This window comes from Bradyrhizobium sp. CSA112, assembly GCF_029051645.1.
GTDB lineage: Bacteria > Pseudomonadota > Alphaproteobacteria > Rhizobiales > Xanthobacteraceae > Bradyrhizobium.
In genome coordinates, this window is sequence record NZ_JAACFS010000007.1 from 91,597 (window position 1) to 107,845 (window position 16,249).

At 61.4% G+C, this 16,249-nt stretch carries 17 protein-coding genes and 1 pseudogene; 5 read left to right on the plus strand and 13 right to left on the minus strand.

The features are described from left to right. Positions 1 to 521: 521 nt before the first annotated feature. Both GWE18_RS16025 and GWE18_RS16030 read right to left on the minus strand, forming a co-directional pair. Positions 522 to 1,244 (minus strand): metallophosphoesterase, encoded by a 723-nt coding sequence (locus GWE18_RS16025; protein ID WP_275186662.1) that lies wholly within the window; start codon positions 1,242 to 1,244, stop codon positions 522 to 524. A 4-nt stretch (positions 1,245 to 1,248) separates the two neighbouring features. Continuing rightward, positions 1,249 to 2,007 carry a nucleotidyltransferase family protein gene (locus GWE18_RS16030; RefSeq protein WP_275186663.1) on the minus strand — a complete coding sequence of 253 codons (759 nt, stop codon included), beginning with the start codon at positions 2,005 to 2,007 and terminating at the stop codon, positions 1,249 to 1,251. Between the two features lie 327 nt (positions 2,008 to 2,334). Here GWE18_RS16030 and GWE18_RS16035 point away from each other — a divergent pair, with 327 nt between their 5' ends. Then, a complete protein-coding gene (locus GWE18_RS16035; RefSeq protein ID WP_275186664.1) occupies positions 2,335 to 2,565 on the plus strand; it encodes a hypothetical protein in 231 nt (76 codons plus the stop codon). Positions 2,566 to 2,828: 263 nt separating this feature from the next. On the opposite strand, the gene GWE18_RS16040 is transcribed toward GWE18_RS16035, so the two are convergent. The 8 genes and pseudogenes from GWE18_RS16040 to GWE18_RS16075 form a co-directional block, all read right to left on the minus strand. Continuing rightward, positions 2,829 to 3,245: an ester cyclase gene (locus tag GWE18_RS16040; protein ID WP_275186665.1), complete on the minus strand. Its 417-nt coding sequence runs from the start codon at positions 3,243 to 3,245 to the stop codon at positions 2,829 to 2,831. A gap of 116 nt (positions 3,246 to 3,361) precedes the next feature. After that, positions 3,362 to 3,970 carry a hypothetical protein gene (locus GWE18_RS16045; RefSeq protein WP_275186666.1) on the minus strand — a complete coding sequence of 203 codons (609 nt, stop codon included), beginning with the start codon at positions 3,968 to 3,970 and terminating at the stop codon, positions 3,362 to 3,364. A 194-nt stretch (positions 3,971 to 4,164) separates the two neighbouring features. Beyond that, positions 4,165 to 5,148, minus strand: coding sequence for a tripartite tricarboxylate transporter substrate binding protein (locus tag GWE18_RS16050; protein ID WP_275186667.1), 984 nt, complete (start codon positions 5,146 to 5,148; stop codon positions 4,165 to 4,167). Between the two features lie 48 nt (positions 5,149 to 5,196). Beyond that, the gene (locus tag GWE18_RS16055) at positions 5,197 to 6,693 is read right to left on the minus strand and encodes a tripartite tricarboxylate transporter permease (RefSeq protein WP_275186668.1); all 1,497 of its coding nucleotides are present in this window, start codon (positions 6,691 to 6,693) and stop codon (positions 5,197 to 5,199) included. A 13-nt stretch (positions 6,694 to 6,706) separates the two neighbouring features. Beyond that, on the minus strand, positions 6,707 to 7,192 hold the full coding sequence (locus GWE18_RS16060; RefSeq protein WP_275186669.1) for a tripartite tricarboxylate transporter TctB family protein: 486 nt from the start codon (positions 7,190 to 7,192) through the stop codon (positions 6,707 to 6,709). Between the two features lie 416 nt (positions 7,193 to 7,608). Next, the gene (locus GWE18_RS16065) at positions 7,609 to 8,037 is read right to left on the minus strand and encodes a hypothetical protein (RefSeq protein WP_275186670.1); all 429 of its coding nucleotides are present in this window, start codon (positions 8,035 to 8,037) and stop codon (positions 7,609 to 7,611) included. A gap of 11 nt (positions 8,038 to 8,048) precedes the next feature. After that, positions 8,049 to 8,270, minus strand: a complete 222-nt coding sequence (locus tag GWE18_RS16070) for a hypothetical protein (RefSeq protein ID WP_275186671.1) — start codon at positions 8,268 to 8,270, stop codon at positions 8,049 to 8,051. A 139-nt stretch (positions 8,271 to 8,409) separates the two neighbouring features. After that, positions 8,410 to 8,649: pseudogene (locus GWE18_RS16075) on the minus strand (hypothetical protein); the annotation flags it as partial. A 363-nt stretch (positions 8,650 to 9,012) separates the two neighbouring features. On the opposite strand from GWE18_RS16075, the gene GWE18_RS16080 reads away from it, so the two are divergent. Continuing rightward, positions 9,013 to 9,222 carry a hypothetical protein gene (locus GWE18_RS16080; RefSeq protein WP_275186801.1) on the plus strand — a complete coding sequence of 70 codons (210 nt, stop codon included), beginning with the start codon at positions 9,013 to 9,015 and terminating at the stop codon, positions 9,220 to 9,222. 106 nt (positions 9,223 to 9,328) lie between these two features. Then, positions 9,329 to 10,120, plus strand: coding sequence for a hypothetical protein (locus GWE18_RS16085; RefSeq protein WP_275186672.1), 792 nt, complete (start codon positions 9,329 to 9,331; stop codon positions 10,118 to 10,120). Between the two features lie 887 nt (positions 10,121 to 11,007). Here the strand turns inward: GWE18_RS16085 and GWE18_RS16090 are convergent. Next, on the minus strand, positions 11,008 to 12,159 hold the full coding sequence (locus GWE18_RS16090; protein WP_275186673.1) for a Gfo/Idh/MocA family oxidoreductase: 1,152 nt from the start codon (positions 12,157 to 12,159) through the stop codon (positions 11,008 to 11,010). A gap of 31 nt (positions 12,160 to 12,190) precedes the next feature. Further along, on the minus strand, positions 12,191 to 13,264 hold the full coding sequence (locus GWE18_RS16095) for a sugar phosphate isomerase/epimerase (RefSeq protein ID WP_275186674.1): 1,074 nt from the start codon (positions 13,262 to 13,264) through the stop codon (positions 12,191 to 12,193). Between the two features lie 422 nt (positions 13,265 to 13,686). Between GWE18_RS16095 and GWE18_RS16100 the strand changes: the two genes are divergently transcribed. Further along, entirely contained in the window at positions 13,687 to 14,349 is a 663-nt protein-coding gene (locus tag GWE18_RS16100) for a TQO small subunit DoxD (RefSeq protein ID WP_275186675.1), read from the plus strand. A 30-nt stretch (positions 14,350 to 14,379) separates the two neighbouring features. Continuing rightward, a complete protein-coding gene (locus GWE18_RS16105) occupies positions 14,380 to 15,120 on the plus strand; it encodes a methyltransferase domain-containing protein (RefSeq protein ID WP_275186676.1) in 741 nt (246 codons plus the stop codon). Between the two features lie 205 nt (positions 15,121 to 15,325). On the opposite strand, the gene GWE18_RS16110 is transcribed toward GWE18_RS16105, so the two are convergent. Beyond that, the gene (locus GWE18_RS16110; RefSeq protein WP_342804269.1) at positions 15,326 to 16,123 is read right to left on the minus strand and encodes an alpha/beta hydrolase; all 798 of its coding nucleotides are present in this window, start codon (positions 16,121 to 16,123) and stop codon (positions 15,326 to 15,328) included. Between the last annotated feature and the right edge of the window lie 126 nt (positions 16,124 to 16,249).

Consider the following 16,249-nt stretch of genomic DNA (forward strand, 5'->3'; position numbering starts at 1 on the left):
CTCGTCTCATCTGCTGCCGGGCCGGGCTCACCGCAATCGCCATCGGCAAGCCAGCGCTTGCGCTCGCAAGCATTCCGGCCTCGGCCTGCCTAGATCGGCCCCGCAGACAGCTATGCGGTGAGCAGACACCTGCGCGGTGAAATGCGTGCTCCCCACGCCGTCGATCGAAATGATCGCATCTTCGGCGTCCTTTCCGCCGCCGGCCTGCGATGCAGGTCAACGTTGCAGCATGAAGACGGTTGCAACATGGGAACAAGAACCGGGAGCAGTAACTGGGCATCGCCGCGCCTGGCTTGAGCGGCGCGGTGTCATCTTAACGAGCCTCAGACAATGACGAATGGCGGCTACTCGCTCCAGCTTTGCCATCGTCCGAACGTCGTTTGGCGAGCGTGATCGTCGTGTTACGCCGTCTGGCCGGATGTGCCGTTTTGGAGTCAAGTCGCAGAGCTGCGACCTGCCAACAAATCAATCGCAGCCCGCGATCGGTCCTGCTGGGCCACCAATGAGTCCAGGCGCCCGGCTTAGACCTCAATCAAGGCATAGGGTCGACCGGTGGGCTTTTTGATTGACCGAGCCACGTTGTAGACCGGGGCGCCTCCGGGCGTGTGTCCCTCATAGCGGCCCTGATGGGCGTGGCCGTGCACTACCGCGCTCACATTAAATCGATCGATCGTTTCGCCGAGACGTGATGAGCCGAGGAACGGAAGAATCTCCAGTGGCTCGCCTTCGACCGTATCGAGAACCGGCGCATAGTGAAGGACGACGACAGCCTGCTTGCTCGCCACAGCGCGCATCGCATTTTCGAGGCGCGTCGCTTCGTTGATGGCTTCGGCCACCAAGCTCTTGACGGCGGCCTCACCGAACGATGCAAGCATACGACGGCCGAATCCGCCGATGAAGCCCTTCACACCGACGAAGGCAACACCGTGGATTTCGTACGACTGCCCATTGAGCAAATGCATCCCGGCACTCTTCAAGATGCTCTTAACGTCTTCAGTCTGCCCGGATTCGTAGTCGTGGTTTCCGAGCACGCCGACAACAGGAATGGAGCAAGCACGCAAATCCTCTGCCAGAAGTTCCGCTTCAGACGGCTTGCCGAGGTCAGTGAGGTCGCCGCAAAGGACGAGCACCTGGGCCTTGGTCGAGAGCTCGGCAAACAGCTCCCGGAAGGTCAACGTGCGGTCCTCCTTCACGTGGAGATCGCCAATGGCAGCGAAGGTGAGCTTGTCGGGCTTTTTGGACATCGCGCTACTTACTATCCACGTCTGCGTCGATAAAGCCCCAATCCTCAACGGCCGGCTCATAGTCGACCTGCGAGAACAGGCGCCCCCGACATATCTTCACGCGCGGAGGAGGAAGCTCGAACTGGGTCTTCAGGCGGGCGACCAGTTCGTCCATCAGCCAGCGCGGCACGCAATCGCGCTCGCTGGGGTAGGCCCAGCGGAAGTTGAGTAGATGCGCCAGAAGAACCTCCCAATGCAGCTCCATGTGAGCAAGCAGACGCTGCCAGTCGATTTGATCGTGCTGCTTGAGAACGAGATGCGCGATATCCGCACCGTCGTAACGGTGGCGCAACTGGACGAAGGCCTTGGACCAGATCAGCTCCGTCGGGGCGATAACGCGCATCGGCGTACCCAACACCTCAATGCGCGGCGCGGATTCGAACCATTGGTCCGTCACCGGAGCCATGCCATACCAGAACGCGAAGATCACATCGAAAAAGTGCTCATCCTGGAAGACCTTGCCGAGCCAGCGCTCGTCCTCGATTTCGACGGTGTATCCCAGGTCCTGGAAGTGGTTGAGGACATGTGGATAATCACTCGGCTTGCAGACGATATCGAGATCTTTGGTCTCGCGCACCACGCCGGTATAGGCGCTGAGCGCATACGTCCCCGCCAACAGAAACGGAAGATCGAGCTTCGCGAGCTCACGCAACGCCCGGGCGTAAAATACTTCGGCGCGGGCCGATGGCGCGGTCGGCTCGGCGGCTGCATCGACCGTCTCCATAGATCCAGTGAGCGGTCTGAGTCGCTTCACCATGAAGGTTCATTCGAAGCTCATCGGCTTCGGTCATCAGGATGCCCGTTTGACAATCGAACAGACCGCGCAAAGTTCCATCGCCACAGTTCCCCTACCGGCGACAAAAGAGGCCGCCGGTGGGACACGGGCTTCGCTATCACGCCGGCGGCTGTCGGCACCTAGCCTGTTGGACCAGAATTTTCGCTCGAACCGGTGACCTTCGTGCTCCGCAAAGCGCCTTTTTTGCAGCAATCCTGCCGGTCGGCAGACCGGCCCTGCGGTAGCTACCGCTGCTACTAAGGGAGCGGGCTCCTGGTGCCCTATTTCCTGAGCCTGCCCGCTGAGCCGCACGATCATGCCGGCGCGGTGAACGACGGCTTGGATGTTGTCACCAAGGCGCTGGACCGAGTGACAGCAACCGGCGAGCCGTGGTTTGAGGCCGAACTCCATCGGATGATGGGCGAGCTGATGCTGCTATTGCCGAGGTCCGATCCGACCGCCGCGGAAGCACGGTTCGCCCGTGCGGCGGCAACGGCGCGCCAGTAAGGCGCCGCTGTGGGAGCTGCGCGCGACGACACGCCTTGCAGAAGTTTGGAGAGAACAGGGCCGGTGCGGCGAGGCACACGACCTGCTCAGCCCGCTCTATAGCCAGTTTTTCACCGAGGGTTTTGGGACACCGGATCTACAGGCTGCCAGCGCAATACTTCGAGAGACCGCTGCCAGCTTCGAACCGAACAACCCGATCCCAAATGCCAGTGGTTGATCCTGCACACGAGCATGGCCGTGCGGCCACAGTTCGCGTGTTGCCCTTAAGCCCAGCCCAGTTGCTTTAGTGCCATGCCAGAATGCCAGATCTTCGTCATGTGGCTGATCTTGTCGTCGGTGAATTGCATCACGTAGACGTAGTCTGAAGTCGTCTTTTTGCCGGTTGGCTCACACGGACCACCGGGACCGGTATGCGTACCCGAAAAGACGGCATAGGCGGCGACGTTGTTTCGTTCGGTATCGGTAGCGAAGGATTTCACCTCGTAGCTGCTGTCCGGCATAGCGGTTGTTACCCCCTTCATCCAATCCGCGTATTCCGCAAGTGTTTTAATATCTGCAAGCGGTTCGGCCTGAGCGGCGAAGGTCGCGTTTGGAGCACAGTAAGCCTTGCATATTTCCCAGCCTTTTCCTGTCTCGCAGGCGGCAAAGAAATCTTTGGCAATTGCCGTGATCGATGCCATGAGCGTTTCTCCTTAGTATTTATGAACTAACCGCCAACCGAGGGACTTCCAGGTTAACGCCGCGAGCGTGGTCCCCCGATCCATCTGAGTTTGCCGGATCCGCCTCGTTACTCGTTTCACGCACAACTCGCCGCGAGCGTGCGAGTCAAATCCGCCACCTTGCCGACCGACGCCGGTGAGAAAAATGAGCCGGCCAGCGGAGTTGCTGAATCGATCGGTTTCCTTGACGATCTATCCAGTTGGCTGAAGGCCTGCGACTCGGTGTCGTACATGCCAGCAGTGGTGGTTGTGAATGTCCCCGCTCTTGCCGTGACGACCACCGTTCCCGCGTAAGATTGCAGTGCTTTGGGCAACGAAGGCAGTCCTGCCGTTTCGGCCATTCCGTGCGCCGTGAAAAACCACGTTGCGCCGCTTAGGGCGGGCTCGCTGCTCATCACTGTTCCAACGATGCAAAGGTCGATTTGGCTCAAGCAACCTTCTTTGGTCATCTGAAGCGCAATTGTCGCCTCAAAGTTTCGGCACTGCGCGGGCTGTTGTGCGAAGCCGGCGCTCGTCGAAAGTGACAGTGCAACGATCAGGGTTGAAAGGCGGTTTTCATCATGCCCTCCTTTTCTGCTGGATGTGCACTCTACATCTGATTGGAGGGGTAAACTAGAGCGCGCCAGCGCACCCTTCCAATTAGGCCGCTGCCAATCGAAAGTCCGCAAATGGGACAATTGTGTCATTGTGGTCGTCGCCGACTACTCTTCCCCTGGAAACGGACATCGTCAGGGCCGGTCGTCATGTCTCAAAGGTGCCAGAAGCGGACCTTTCGAATGAGTTGGAGATGTGGCACGGCACTGCGGCGCGCCGCTATACCAGCGCCACGCCCGACTCGAAGCGTTGTCCGCGGAAAGCCACGATCGACGCGCCGCGAGCATCACATGGGCGGTCGGTTCTTGGCCCACTCCGTATATTTCTTCGCCTTTGAGTGCGTTTCGGCGAAGTACTTTTCGTACTCATCGCCAATCATGATCTTGATGGCGAGGCCCTGCTCCTCGAGCTTCTTCACGTGCTCGGGGTCTTCCATCGCCTTCTTGAGAACGTCGCTCAGCTTGGCCACGAGCGGCGCCGGCATCCCCTTCGGACCGGCGAGACCGCGTGTCGAGCTCGAGATCACCGTCGGAAGGCCGAGCTCTTTCATGGTCGGCACGTCGGGCAAGAACCTGGACCGCGCATCATCCATCACGGCCAACGCTCGCACCTCGCCCGACTGTACGCGCTTGACGATGCTGCCGACGTTGTCGAACGCCACATCGATGTTGCCGGCCATGATCTCCTTGAACTGCGCGGCGCCGCCTTCAAGGTGCACGAGACGGAATTTTGCGCCCGGCGCTGCTTCCTCGGTCATCAGGATCGCCAGGTGGTCGTCCGACAGGATGCCGGTCGTAGCGGCGCGGATCGTTCCCGGCGATTTCTTGGCCGCGTCGATGAGGTCCTGCACTGTCTTGTAGGGGCTGTCCGCCCTGACCCAGATAACGCCAGGATCCAGCACCTGGTTGATGATCGGTGTGAAGTCCTTCTCGGTGAAGACCGCCCTGCGTTCCGGATCGAGGATTACCGTATTGGTAGCGGGCAGGTTGATGAAGCCGATGTAGTAGCCGTCGGGCCTCTGGCGCACCAATTCTGTCCACCCGATCTGGCCACCGGCGCCGCCGCGGTTGATCACCACGATCGGCTGTCCCAGCGCCTTCTCGGCAATGGATGCGACGATGCGCGCCGCAATATCGGTCGATCCTCCCGCCGGGAAGGCGACCATCAGCTGGATCGGCTTGGTGGGAAAATCCTGCTGCGCCCTCGCAGCTCCGGTCACCGCCGCGAGCACAATGGCCGCAACGGAGAGGCATTTCGTGAGCTTGGGCATTTCCTCATCCTCCTCTTATGCTTCGAAGTCTCACACTCTCGATTCCTGTCAGGTGGTAGATCCCTCCCGGAGTTGGCGCGGCTGCAGCCGTAGCGCCGAGGCGACGAGCACAATACCTGCCAGCACCAGCAGCGTGAGGCAGAGCGGGCGGGTAAAGAAGATGGAGAAGTCGCCCGCCGACATCTCGAGCGACGTTCTGAGCGACTTCTCGAGGAAGGGTCCGAGAATCAGCCCCAGCACCAGGGGTGCGATCGGCATGTCGATCTTGCGCATGCCATAGCCGATGATGCCGCAGACGATCATGACGCCGATATCGAACGCGTTCTGCTGCAGGCTGTAGGCGCCGATGACGCAAAACAGGAGTGTGCAGACGCACACATAAGCGTAGGGCAGATGTAGGATGCGCGCCCACAAGCCGACGAAAGGCAAATTCAGAACGAGCAGCAGGATATTGCCGAGAAAGAAGCTCGCGATCACGGCCCAGACAAGATCCGGGCGCTCCTGGAAGAGGAACGGCCCCGGGGTGAGCCCGTTGACGATGAACGCGCCCATCAGCACCGCAATCGTCGGCGAGCTTGGGATGCCGAGAGTCAGCAGCGGAATCATGGCGGCATTGGCGTAGGCGTTGTTGGCGCTCTCGGGTGCCGCCACGCCTTCGATGGCGCCGTGCCCAAACCGCTCTGGCGTCTTCGAGAGACGCTTCTCGAAGACATACGCCACGAAGGTCGGAATGATCGCACCGACACCCGGAATAAGCCCAAGGAAAAAGCCGATGCCGGTTCCGCGTCCGATGGCGCCGATGGAGCGGCGCCACTCCTCGCGCGAAGGCAGCAATGAGGCGAGGTCGGTCTTGATGACCTGGCGACGCGGCTGCTGGATGGCGAGGAGGATTTCGGCGACGCCGAACAGGCCCATCACGACGGGAATGAAGCCGAGGCCGTCATAGAGGCTCGGAATGCCGAGCGTGAAGCGCGGAGCCCCGCGTACGGGATCGATTCCGACCATGGCAATGAGAAGCCCGAGTATTGCCATGGTGAGTCCGGCGAGCAGCGAACGGCCGCCGAGGCCGGTGATGAGACAAAGGCCGACCAGCATCAGCGCGAAGAATTCCGGCGGACCGAACTTCAAGGCTACCTGCGCGAGCGGCGGGGCGACGATGACCAGCGCAATGGTCGCAACGATTCCGCCGACAAATGAGCCGATCGCCGCGATGCCGAGTGCGGTGCCGCCGCGGCCCTGTTTGGCCATCTGGTGCCCGTCGATACAGGTGATCACTGACGCGGCTTCGCCCGGCACGTTGATCAGCACCGAGGTCACCGTGCCCCCATACATCGCGCCATAGTAGATGGCCGAAAGCATGATGAGGGCGCCAGTCGGGTCGAGCTTGAAGGTCAGGGGTATCAAGATTGCGGTGCCGGCGGCAGGCCCGAGGCCGGGCAGCACGCCGATGAGCGTGCCAAGGATACAGCCGATGAGCGCGAAAGCGAGGTTCTGCAGGCTGAGCGCCGCCGTCAGGCCCGCCATCAGATGCGCAAGCGTGTCCATCGCGTGCCCTGCCTCACACCCCGAATGCGCCGATCGGCAACGGCACCTTGAGCCACTGGTAGAAGACGTGGAAGACGCCAAAGCTCCCCGCGAGTGCCGTCAGCGCGATTGCGATCGGGGACCGTGCGCCGAGAATGAACAGCACTCCCACGATGAATGGCAGCATGGTCAGCCGGTACCCGAGGGGCTCGAACAGGGCTGCCGCCGCGGTCAGGGCAATGATTACGCCGATTGCCTGCAGCGCCATCCGCCGGTCCGGCGCAAGGCTCATGGCGGTGCCCTCGGCGGCCTTGGCCAGTGTCACTTGCACCAGGATCGCGGCGGAGAGGACCCCACCGATGAGGCTGAGCCAGAACGGAAAGAAGCCAGGGCCCGGGCCCAGGGCATCGGTCAGCGAATAGCCAAGGGACGTCACGAGCGCGGGCACGAAGATGCCAAGGAGGCACACGCAGGCGACTTGCCAGCCCAATTTGAGAGCCTTGCTGCCGCTGGTCGGCATGGCTTCCTCCCCTCGCCGCCGGGTATCGAGCATCCTTTGTGCGGCTCTGTCAGGTCGGCCGCTTCCTTAACGCGTTGACGCTCTTTTTAACGGGCACTGCGGATCATCTCGCAAACCCAACGAGATTACCAGCCCACATTCGGCACGCCGCTGCCACGACCGTGCGCTCATAATCAGGCTGACCTGACCGATGTCTGGTAACACCCCGAGAGCGCCGCGCGAGCGGATGTTCCAGAAAGGCTTCGGTTTGGCGTTGATGATGCAAGCGTTGGAGTAGTCGCCTGTTCCGGCTCCGCGCATGAAAGCGACGGCTACCTGTTCATCGCTTTTCGGCCCGACCTCGTCGGGCGAGCGGATGTTTTCAGGTGGCGCAATTGATCGAACGTATCAAGGCGATACGACGCCGATTTGCGTTCTCAGCCGAGGGGTCGGCTTTGCCTGAAATGGAAATTATTCGGAGTGAACCTCCTGGCCACGGCGCGCGCCTGGCCCTCGCATGTCTCCAGCGCGATTTTCTGGGCAAGCATGACGTCTCCGATCGGCAGAGCGCCGATCGGCATGAAACACAGCCCCTCCTGCAGGCGACCTCTTTTGTCGATCTCGCACACATTCACCGAGGCCCCGGCGTGGATCCTGTACCGCTTTCCGCTGTCGCTTCCGACGACCTCGAAGTAGCCCTTCCTGGCGAACTGCTCTCGCTGCGCCGGCGACAGCCATTCTCGCAAGAGCCGCAGCGAGCGGCCCTCCGGCGTGCCCTCGGCGCCGTGCCTGATGAAGAGGGCTCGCGTCGCGCTTATGCGGGAACGGGAGCGGCCGCCCGGCGGCCACGGTCGAAAGCCGAACATGGCCGGGCCGGTTACCCGCCGACCAGCCTGGGGAAGAAGACAGTTTCTTCCGCAGTGGGGTCGAACGATCGTAGGTGCGCGGTCTGACCCGGACCTGTCCTAACTGCCGCGGTGAAGCCGGCATTGGTGAGCTCGTAGAACCGCTGCTCCGCCTTCGCCAGTTCTTGTGCGTCATCCGAATTGAAGGGGTGACGGCGGTCGCCGCTGCGGTCCATCACGATCTGGATCGGCATGATCGTCCTCCTGGGATTGCTGGTGGCAAGGACCTGCTCCAGTATCCGACCGCCCTCGCGGACTTTCAAGAACAACATTCCATCGCAATCGCCGGTCGTCTGCCGATCGCAGCAAGCGCAATCGGGCTGGTAGACGCGCCGGGCAGGTGTCGCCGAGCGAGTCCGGGACGCCCCGAACTTCAGCGACGGCCTCCTCCGGAGAGACGCCGGACGGCGGATCCTGACGGGCGATGACGAGAGCGCGCTCTTGGGCATGGGGATCAGCGCGGGCCCAGCCATGCTCCTCGCATTCGCGGATCGCTCCGGCTTCCTGCAACACGGAGACGGCCCAGCCCCGCAGCGTCCTCATAGCGGGCTGCCGTTCCTTCTTGATCCGCATCGAAATGGCTCCTGCCGAAGACCAATCCGACCGAACCGTCTTCCGTTCCGGCTGCTAACACAGGTCAGGGATTCGTAAATTTAAGGTCTGCTGGTTGTCCCCGCGCTCTGACGAGGCGGAAAACGCTACGCAACCACTGCCTGCGATCTAACGTCTGCTGTCCAAGATGAACCGGACCAAGATTTGCCAAGCGGGAACCGCCGCTTGTGACCCCCTGGGTTGAAGCCACACTGGGGCACGGCTGGAGGCCGTTCGAGCCGAGTATCCACGCTCAATGTGAGCGCTTTCACACGACGCCAGCGGATGCCGAGCTAACGTGGTTGCATTCCATCAGGGCCTCGGGGACCGGTTCTGACCAGCCGCGTGATCCATCGCGATCCGGACTCCGCTGGCGCCATTCAACAGCCGCTTGAGGTGGAAGTTGGCGAACGCGTCATCCGGATGCTGGCCGACATGCGCCGCGAAGGCGGCGATCGCGCGCGGCGATGCATGGTCCGGCTGCTCGCCGGGATGGGATCGGTGCCGCCTTCGCAGCTGCAAAATCCCTGTCTCACCCCCAAAGTTCTGTCTTAGCACTGCAAGCGTCAGAACCTTTCCGGTGTTCACGGTGTTGACTTTGTGAGTTCCGCGCGCTGGACGGGGACGAAGCCGTCCGCGCCCTCACCGGGAGGAAGTCACCATGAATCCGACGTTTACGAGCATTCGGGATTGGAGCGAGGCTTTGCTCACATCCCTTGCGGCCGCGATGGCCGTATTCTTCGCCGCCATTCCCAAGATCCTTGCCTTTGCCGCGATCCTGATTATCGGCTGGTTCGTCGCGGCCATAGTGGCAAGCGCAATCGCGGCGGTGCTTCGGCGAGTCCGCTTCAACGAACTATCCACGCAATCGGGGTTCACCGGCTTCGTTCATAACATGGGGTTGGAGACTGATGCCTCGGGAGCGATTGCCCTCACGACGAAATGGTTCATCAGGCTGATCGCGCTTGTGGTTGCGTTCGACGCTTTGGGTCTACCGGCTGTTTCGGACGTGTTGCGACAACTCCTGTTGTGGATTCCCAACCTTATCGTCGGAATCGTCGTTCTCGTCATCGGTGGCTTGGCGGCGAATGCCCTGGGTAACTTGGTCCGAGGCGCCACGGCACAGGCCGACCTGGGCAATCCCGACCTCCTCGCCAAGATTGCAAAGGTCATGGTGTGGGCCTTCGCCATCGTCATAGCCGTGAACCAGATCGGTGTTGCCCAGACGTTGGCCAACACGCTGTTCACGGCTGTCGTCGGCGCAGCAGCTCTCGCGCTCGGTCTGGCCTTCGGGCTCGGTGGACGAGAGACTGCAGCCGAGATTCTCCGTCGATGGTACGACTCGTCGCGAGGAGATGTCGCGTCGAAGCTCGACGAAGCTGCTGAAGCCGGCCGTCGCTTGGGCGAACACGCGGCAGGTACTTCCCAACCGCCGCGCAAGTCCAGCAGGTGAACGTGATGATACCGGAAGACGTTGAAGGCGACGATTGAGCATGTTCCGCAGAACACGACTTCCGGTCTACCGCGGTGAGCGGACATTCGCAGGATAGACGGGCATGTCTCAGAAGTGCCACGAACGGACATTCATGTAATGGTTCGGCTACGCTCACGCCTCAAAAACAATCGCGTTCCCGTGTACGAGCGTAAGAGCTTCGTCGGCATCGCAGCGCGCGCGGCTTCGTAAAACGGTTCGCCGGTACAATGCAGCGGATCACGTAAGTCGGATCGATTTCCTGGAGTGCCTTGACCGTATCTCGAACGTAGTCCTCTTGATAGGGCGCGAGACTTGAGGATGCGCACGCACAAGAACGTTGAGCTTCCGGGGCTCAGTGGATCAGACCTGCGACCTACGATATGCAGCGCGCGATGAGATGTTCAAAATACAAGATCGTGTGCATTTGCCAAATCGACTCACGAATTTTGGTTTTGGGCAAAAATCGACTCACGAATCTTTGGTTTTTCGACTCGCGAATTTTTGGCGACGAACGAGAAATCAATGACTTAGTCGACTCGCATTTGATTGGTCCCGACACGAAGCGAGAGAAGGCTGCCGCGCCGGAGCCCAAAGGGCGAAGGCGGGCTGTTCGGCACGCGAGCTGCGGCTAGGCAAGCCATCCTGCGATCATCAACGGGAAAGATAGCCGCAAGGCCGACGTGGTTCCCGCTCCCAACTAAAATATCGAAAACAACCCCATGCAAAGTAGCAGGGCATTCGCTGGCAGGGATGCCTCGCGCGATGCCGATTTGACACGTCGGGCAAATCAGCGGCGCAAATCCACCATTGCGCCGTGACCAGGTTCTGGCCTCGACCGCCGGCGACGACGCGTGTGATCGGCGCGTTCACAATTCAACCGGCATCCAGACCCCTCCGGCTGCGCTTGAGCGCAACGCGGCGTCCACCATCGCAACTCCGGCAAAGCCATCCTCAATCGTTGGAAAAGTCACCTCCGGATCGGCAAGGGAAGCGGTGCGCCTGGCCACGATAGCTGCGGCCACTTCGGTATAGATCGTCGCGAATGCTTCCAGGTATCCCTCGGGATGGCCGGGTGGAGTACGATTGACGCGCTGACCGGCGGCGTTCATGGACGCTGTGCCGCGGCGAATCAACCGTGGTGCTTCACCGAGCGGCGACCAGACAAGAACGTTCGGCTCTTCCTGCCTCCAATCAAGACCGCCCTTCTCGCCGAAGATCCGTAACCGCAGCCCGTTATCGTTTCCGGGTGCAACCTGGCTCGCCCACAATGCGCCTCGCGCCCCGTTCCCGTAACGCAGCAGAATTTGCACGTTGTCATCGAGACGGCGGCCCGGCACGAAGATGGTCGCCTCGGCCAGAATCTGCTCAGGCATCATCCCGGTGACAAAGTGCGCCAGCTGGTATGCATGGGTACCGATGTCGCCGACGCAGCCGCCGGCACCCGAGCGCGCCGGGTCGGTACGCCAGTCGGCCTGCTTCTGGCCCGCAGCCTCAAGCGGATCGGACAACCAATCCTGCGGGTATTCGACCTGCACGATGCGGATCGCGCCGAGTTCGCCGCCCTGAACCATAGAGCGTGCATGGCGGACAAGAGGATAACCGGAATAATTATAGGTGACAGCAAATATTAGTCTGCTCGCGCGTGCCTTCTCGCGCAAGCGGCGTGCCTCCTCAAGTGTGATCGTCAACGGTTTGTCGCAGATGATATGAACGCCCGCATCCAGGAAGGCGGCGGCGACAGGTGCGTGCATATGGTTGGGAGTGACGATCGCAACCGCTTCGATACCGTCGGTTCGCGCGGCCTCGGCCTGCGCCATGGTCCGAAAGTCGGGATAGGATCGATCGGCCCCAAGGCCGATAGCCGCCGCCGATCGGATCGCTTTATCGGGCGAGGCCGAAAGCGCGCCAGCGACGAGTTCGTAGCGATCGTCCAGGCGCGCAGCGATACGGTGGACGGCGCCGATGAAGGCGCCTTCCCCGCCGCCTACCATTCCAAGTCGAATGCGTGGCTCAGCCATGTCGCGCGCTCCTGTCGATTTATTCCGGCGCTCAGATGAGGCCCAATGTCCGTCGGATCTGCGTCTCGTCGCTGGTGCCGCCGGCGAAGTCGTCGAAGGCTCGCTCGGTGACGCGGATGATGTGGTCGCGGATAAAGGCGGCGCCTTCGCGCGCGCCGTCCTCCGCGTTCTTCAAGCAGCATTCCCACTCGAGCACCGCCCAGCGGTCGAATCCGATGGCAGCCAGCCGCGAGAAGATCGCCTTGAAGTCAACCTGCCCGTCGCCGAGCGAGCGAAAGCGGCCGGCGCGATTGATCCAGGGCTGGAAGCCCGAATAGACGCCCTGCCGCCCGGTCGGATTGAACTCCGCGTCCTTGACGTGGAAGGCGCGGATGCGCTCGGCGTAAATGTCGATGAAGGCCAGATAATCCAATTGCTGCAGGACGAAATGGGACGGATCGTAGTTGATCGCGCAACGCGGGTGATTGCCGGTGCGCTCGTAGAACATCTCGAAGGTAATGCCGTCGCATACGTCCTCGCCTGGATGGACCTCGTAGCAGAGGTCAACGCCCGCTTCCTCATATGCATCGAGGATCGGACGCCAGCGACGCGCGAGTTCGTCGAACGCCGTCTCGATCAGGCCCGGCGGCCGCTGCGGCCAGGGATAAAGGAACGGCCAGGCAAGCGCGCCGGTGAAGCTCACGCTGCCGGTGAGGCCGAGGCGGCGAGACGCCTGCGCGGCCTTCATCATTTGATCTACCGCCCAGATCTGACGTTGGTCCGGCCTGCCCCTGACTGCCGGCGGTGCAAACGCGTCGAAGGCTTCGTTGTAGGCCGGGTGAACCGCGACGAGCTGGCCTTGCAGGTGGGTGGACAATTCGGTGATCACCAGACCATGGCTCGCGGCCACGCCGGCAATTTCATCGCAATAGGTCTGAGAGGCCGCGGCCTTGTCGATATCGATCAGGCGCGGATCGGAGGTCGGGACCTGAACGCCCTTGTACCCTAGTCCTGCCGCCCAGCCGCAGATGGCATCGAAGCTGTCAAACGGCTGCGCATCGCCGATAAACTGCGCCAGAAAAATTGCGGGCCCCTTCATGGTGGCCGGTCGGATAGTCGCTGACATTACATTTTCTCCGGTTCATGCCGCTACGCTACGCCGGTAGGACGCCGCCTCCTTGTCCGACAAGGCTGCCGGCCGTTCAATACGCGAGACGATCTTGATCGTCCCCCATCGCTGCCCGCCTGCTGGCCAGGCCAATTTCAACCTGGGCGCACTCGACTTCTGTTCTCTTTGTGTTCTGGTCAAGAAAATGGCCGACCGGCCCGCGAGCTGGCGCATGCGCCCTCGAAACAGATGTAAAGCTGGCCGCGGAAGCGGTCCCGCACCCTATCCCGAACTGCCTGAGGCTTTGATGCCGCCTTCTGCGTAATAACCACGCGTTCTACTGCGTAGTAACCTGGTAGGCGCCATTCGATCGCCCGCGCGGCGGCGCGCCAACTGGCCGATAGGCAGAGCAACTATTCAGTTCATTGGAGCACGCGCCTATGCCCAAGAATCCATTTACCGATGTCTGGCAGTTCCTGACCGCGACTACCGGCGACTATCTTCAGCTCGGAAACTGGCGCTTTCTGATCCTGGCGCTGTTCTGGGCGCTGCTGCTCGCCGGCATTGCAGTGGCCTTCCAGAATTGGCGGGAGGATTCGGCGCAACGTAGCGGGCGACATCTTGGAATCTGGCTGGTCCGGGTCCTGATCGGCTGCATGTGGTTCGAAGGCATGTTGTGGAAACTCCCGCTGCCCGTGTCCGGCGGTCTGCAATTCTGGACCGAACAGGAAACGACCCGCGCAGCGTTCGAGTTTCACGGCGCCTTCGTGAAGGATATCGTGCTGCCCAACATGAATTTCTTTGGGCCAATTGTTTTTCTTGCCGAGCTCGTGTTTGCCGCGTCGATGATCCTCGGGCTTGCGGTACGGTTCGTGGGCGTGCTGGCCCTCGCCTATACGCTGCAACTCTGGCTCGGCATTTATCGGCCGGGCGATCCGGCCGAGTGGCCGTGGTCGTACATCTTCCTGGCCATGCTGATGTTCCTGTTTGTGCTGGAGGGCGCCGGCCGCAGTCTGGGCCTTGATGCCTGGTTGCGCCGCAAAGTGCCCGCCGTGCGCGATGGGAAGGGACTTGTTGGATGGTTCTTCAACATCGCCGGTTAGTCGTTATCGTTTTGCGTGGGAGACGAGCAGATGATGGCACTGGCCCGCGCAGTGGCGCTTCTTGTGGGCCTGAGCGCAAGTTGCGGACACGCCGCTGACATTGGCTATCTGGCTCCGCCAGGAGTTGCTGCAAAGGAGTTTCCTTTGCCTCAGCGCCCGGTTGCGCAGATCGTCAGCCCAACCCGCGCCTCCGAGGAGCACCGCGATTCACTGAATGAGGCCGGTGAGATCGCCCGCCTTCTTGAACTGAAGCCAGGCATGGCGGTCGGCGACATCGGTGCAGGCAGCGGCTACCACACGGTGCGTCTCTCCCGTCTCGTCGGTCCCACCGGCTCCGTCATCGCCCAGGACGTCACGCGAAGTTACCTCACCGCGCTCGCCAGGCGAACGCATCGCCTGAGGCTGACAAATGTCACATTCGCGCTGGGCAAACCACACGACCCGCGCCTTCCCGCTTCCTCGCTCGACGCTGCCATCCTCGTGCACATGTATCACGAAATAGCTCAGCCCTATGCCTTCCTCTACAATCTGGCGCCCGCCTTGAGGTCGGGCGCGCGGGTCGGAATTGTCGACCTCGAGCGTCCGACGTCGGAGCATGGCACGCCGATCGAGCTGTTGCGTTGCGAACTGACCGCCGTTGGCTATCGCGAGGTCGCCACACATCAGCTCGCAGGCGATGGCGGATACCTGGCGGTGTTTTCGCCACCGGAGCCACGGGATCGAAAAGCCCCCCGGGACATCGTTGCTTGTCGGGGTGCCGGCGCTCGCTGATCTGGGCCGTGTACTCATAAATCGGGGCGCTTGGGTCAGGCACCCTGATGTCCGCTTGTCCGCCAATAGCGGCGGAATAGCGGACGTCGCCGGAGGTCGCAGAAGGGCCAACACCGGACATCACTAGGGGCCGCTTCTATGGCGCGCGATAATGCAGGTTCGCAGCTCCCGACGTGGCGCGCTCGCAGCGCGGCCCCCCTCGAACTTACGTGGGCTGCGATGCGATCATTTGCAGCAGCTGCGCAAGAGCTTCGGGAGCGGTTACGTGCGCTGAATGGCTAGCGTCGAGCTCGTAGTAACGCCAATTGCGATCGTTTTTCGCGCGTTCGGCAAATGGTCGGAAGGGGTCCGCAGGAGTCACGCGGGTAAGATAGATATAGCTACGCGGCAAGGTCAGATCCCCACCTCGCATCTTCAGCGGCTGCTCGAAACACTTGATGGATTGGGGGAGCCGGCGTTCAGAAATCCATTTCACGTCAGCTTCCGATGTGTCAGACGGAATGGGGTTCGATGGTACCCGCCAGCCATCGCCCGCCTTTGCGAGCTCCTGCATGCGCTGCCGTACCGTCGGCGGGCCCACATCCATCAGAGATTGTCCGTCCGTTGGCACAAATGCGTCGAGATAAACCAATCGGGTGATACGGTCTCGCGCCCGGTCGGCGACCCCCGTTGCGACCATGCCGCCGTAGCTGTGGCCGACTAGCACAATGTCGCGCAAATCTTCGTATTTGATGACCGCCAGAATATCCTGAATGTGGGTTTCAAGATCGTTTGACGAGCTGGCTAGGTGCTCCCTTTCGCCAAGACCTGTGTAGGTCGGAGCGGCCAAGCGATGTCCGGCGGCAGCCATTAGCGGATGCATCTTCTTCCACGACCATCCCGCAGACCACGCACCCGTACAGACTAAAAATGTTGTCCCAGAAGTCTGCGCGATGGCGGGCGTGGCCATTGCAACAACGGTCATACTTGCGGCGCCTGCTTTTAAGAATTCTCGACGTTTCATCGCGTTTCCTCTTTTCAATGAGTTCTCGCTGGTCGTGGGCAAAGCGTAGCACTTTGCCACGGAGCCGATGGAGAAATAAGTGCGACCCAAAGTCCCCTAATGGGGTCACCAGCAGCAATACTCTTG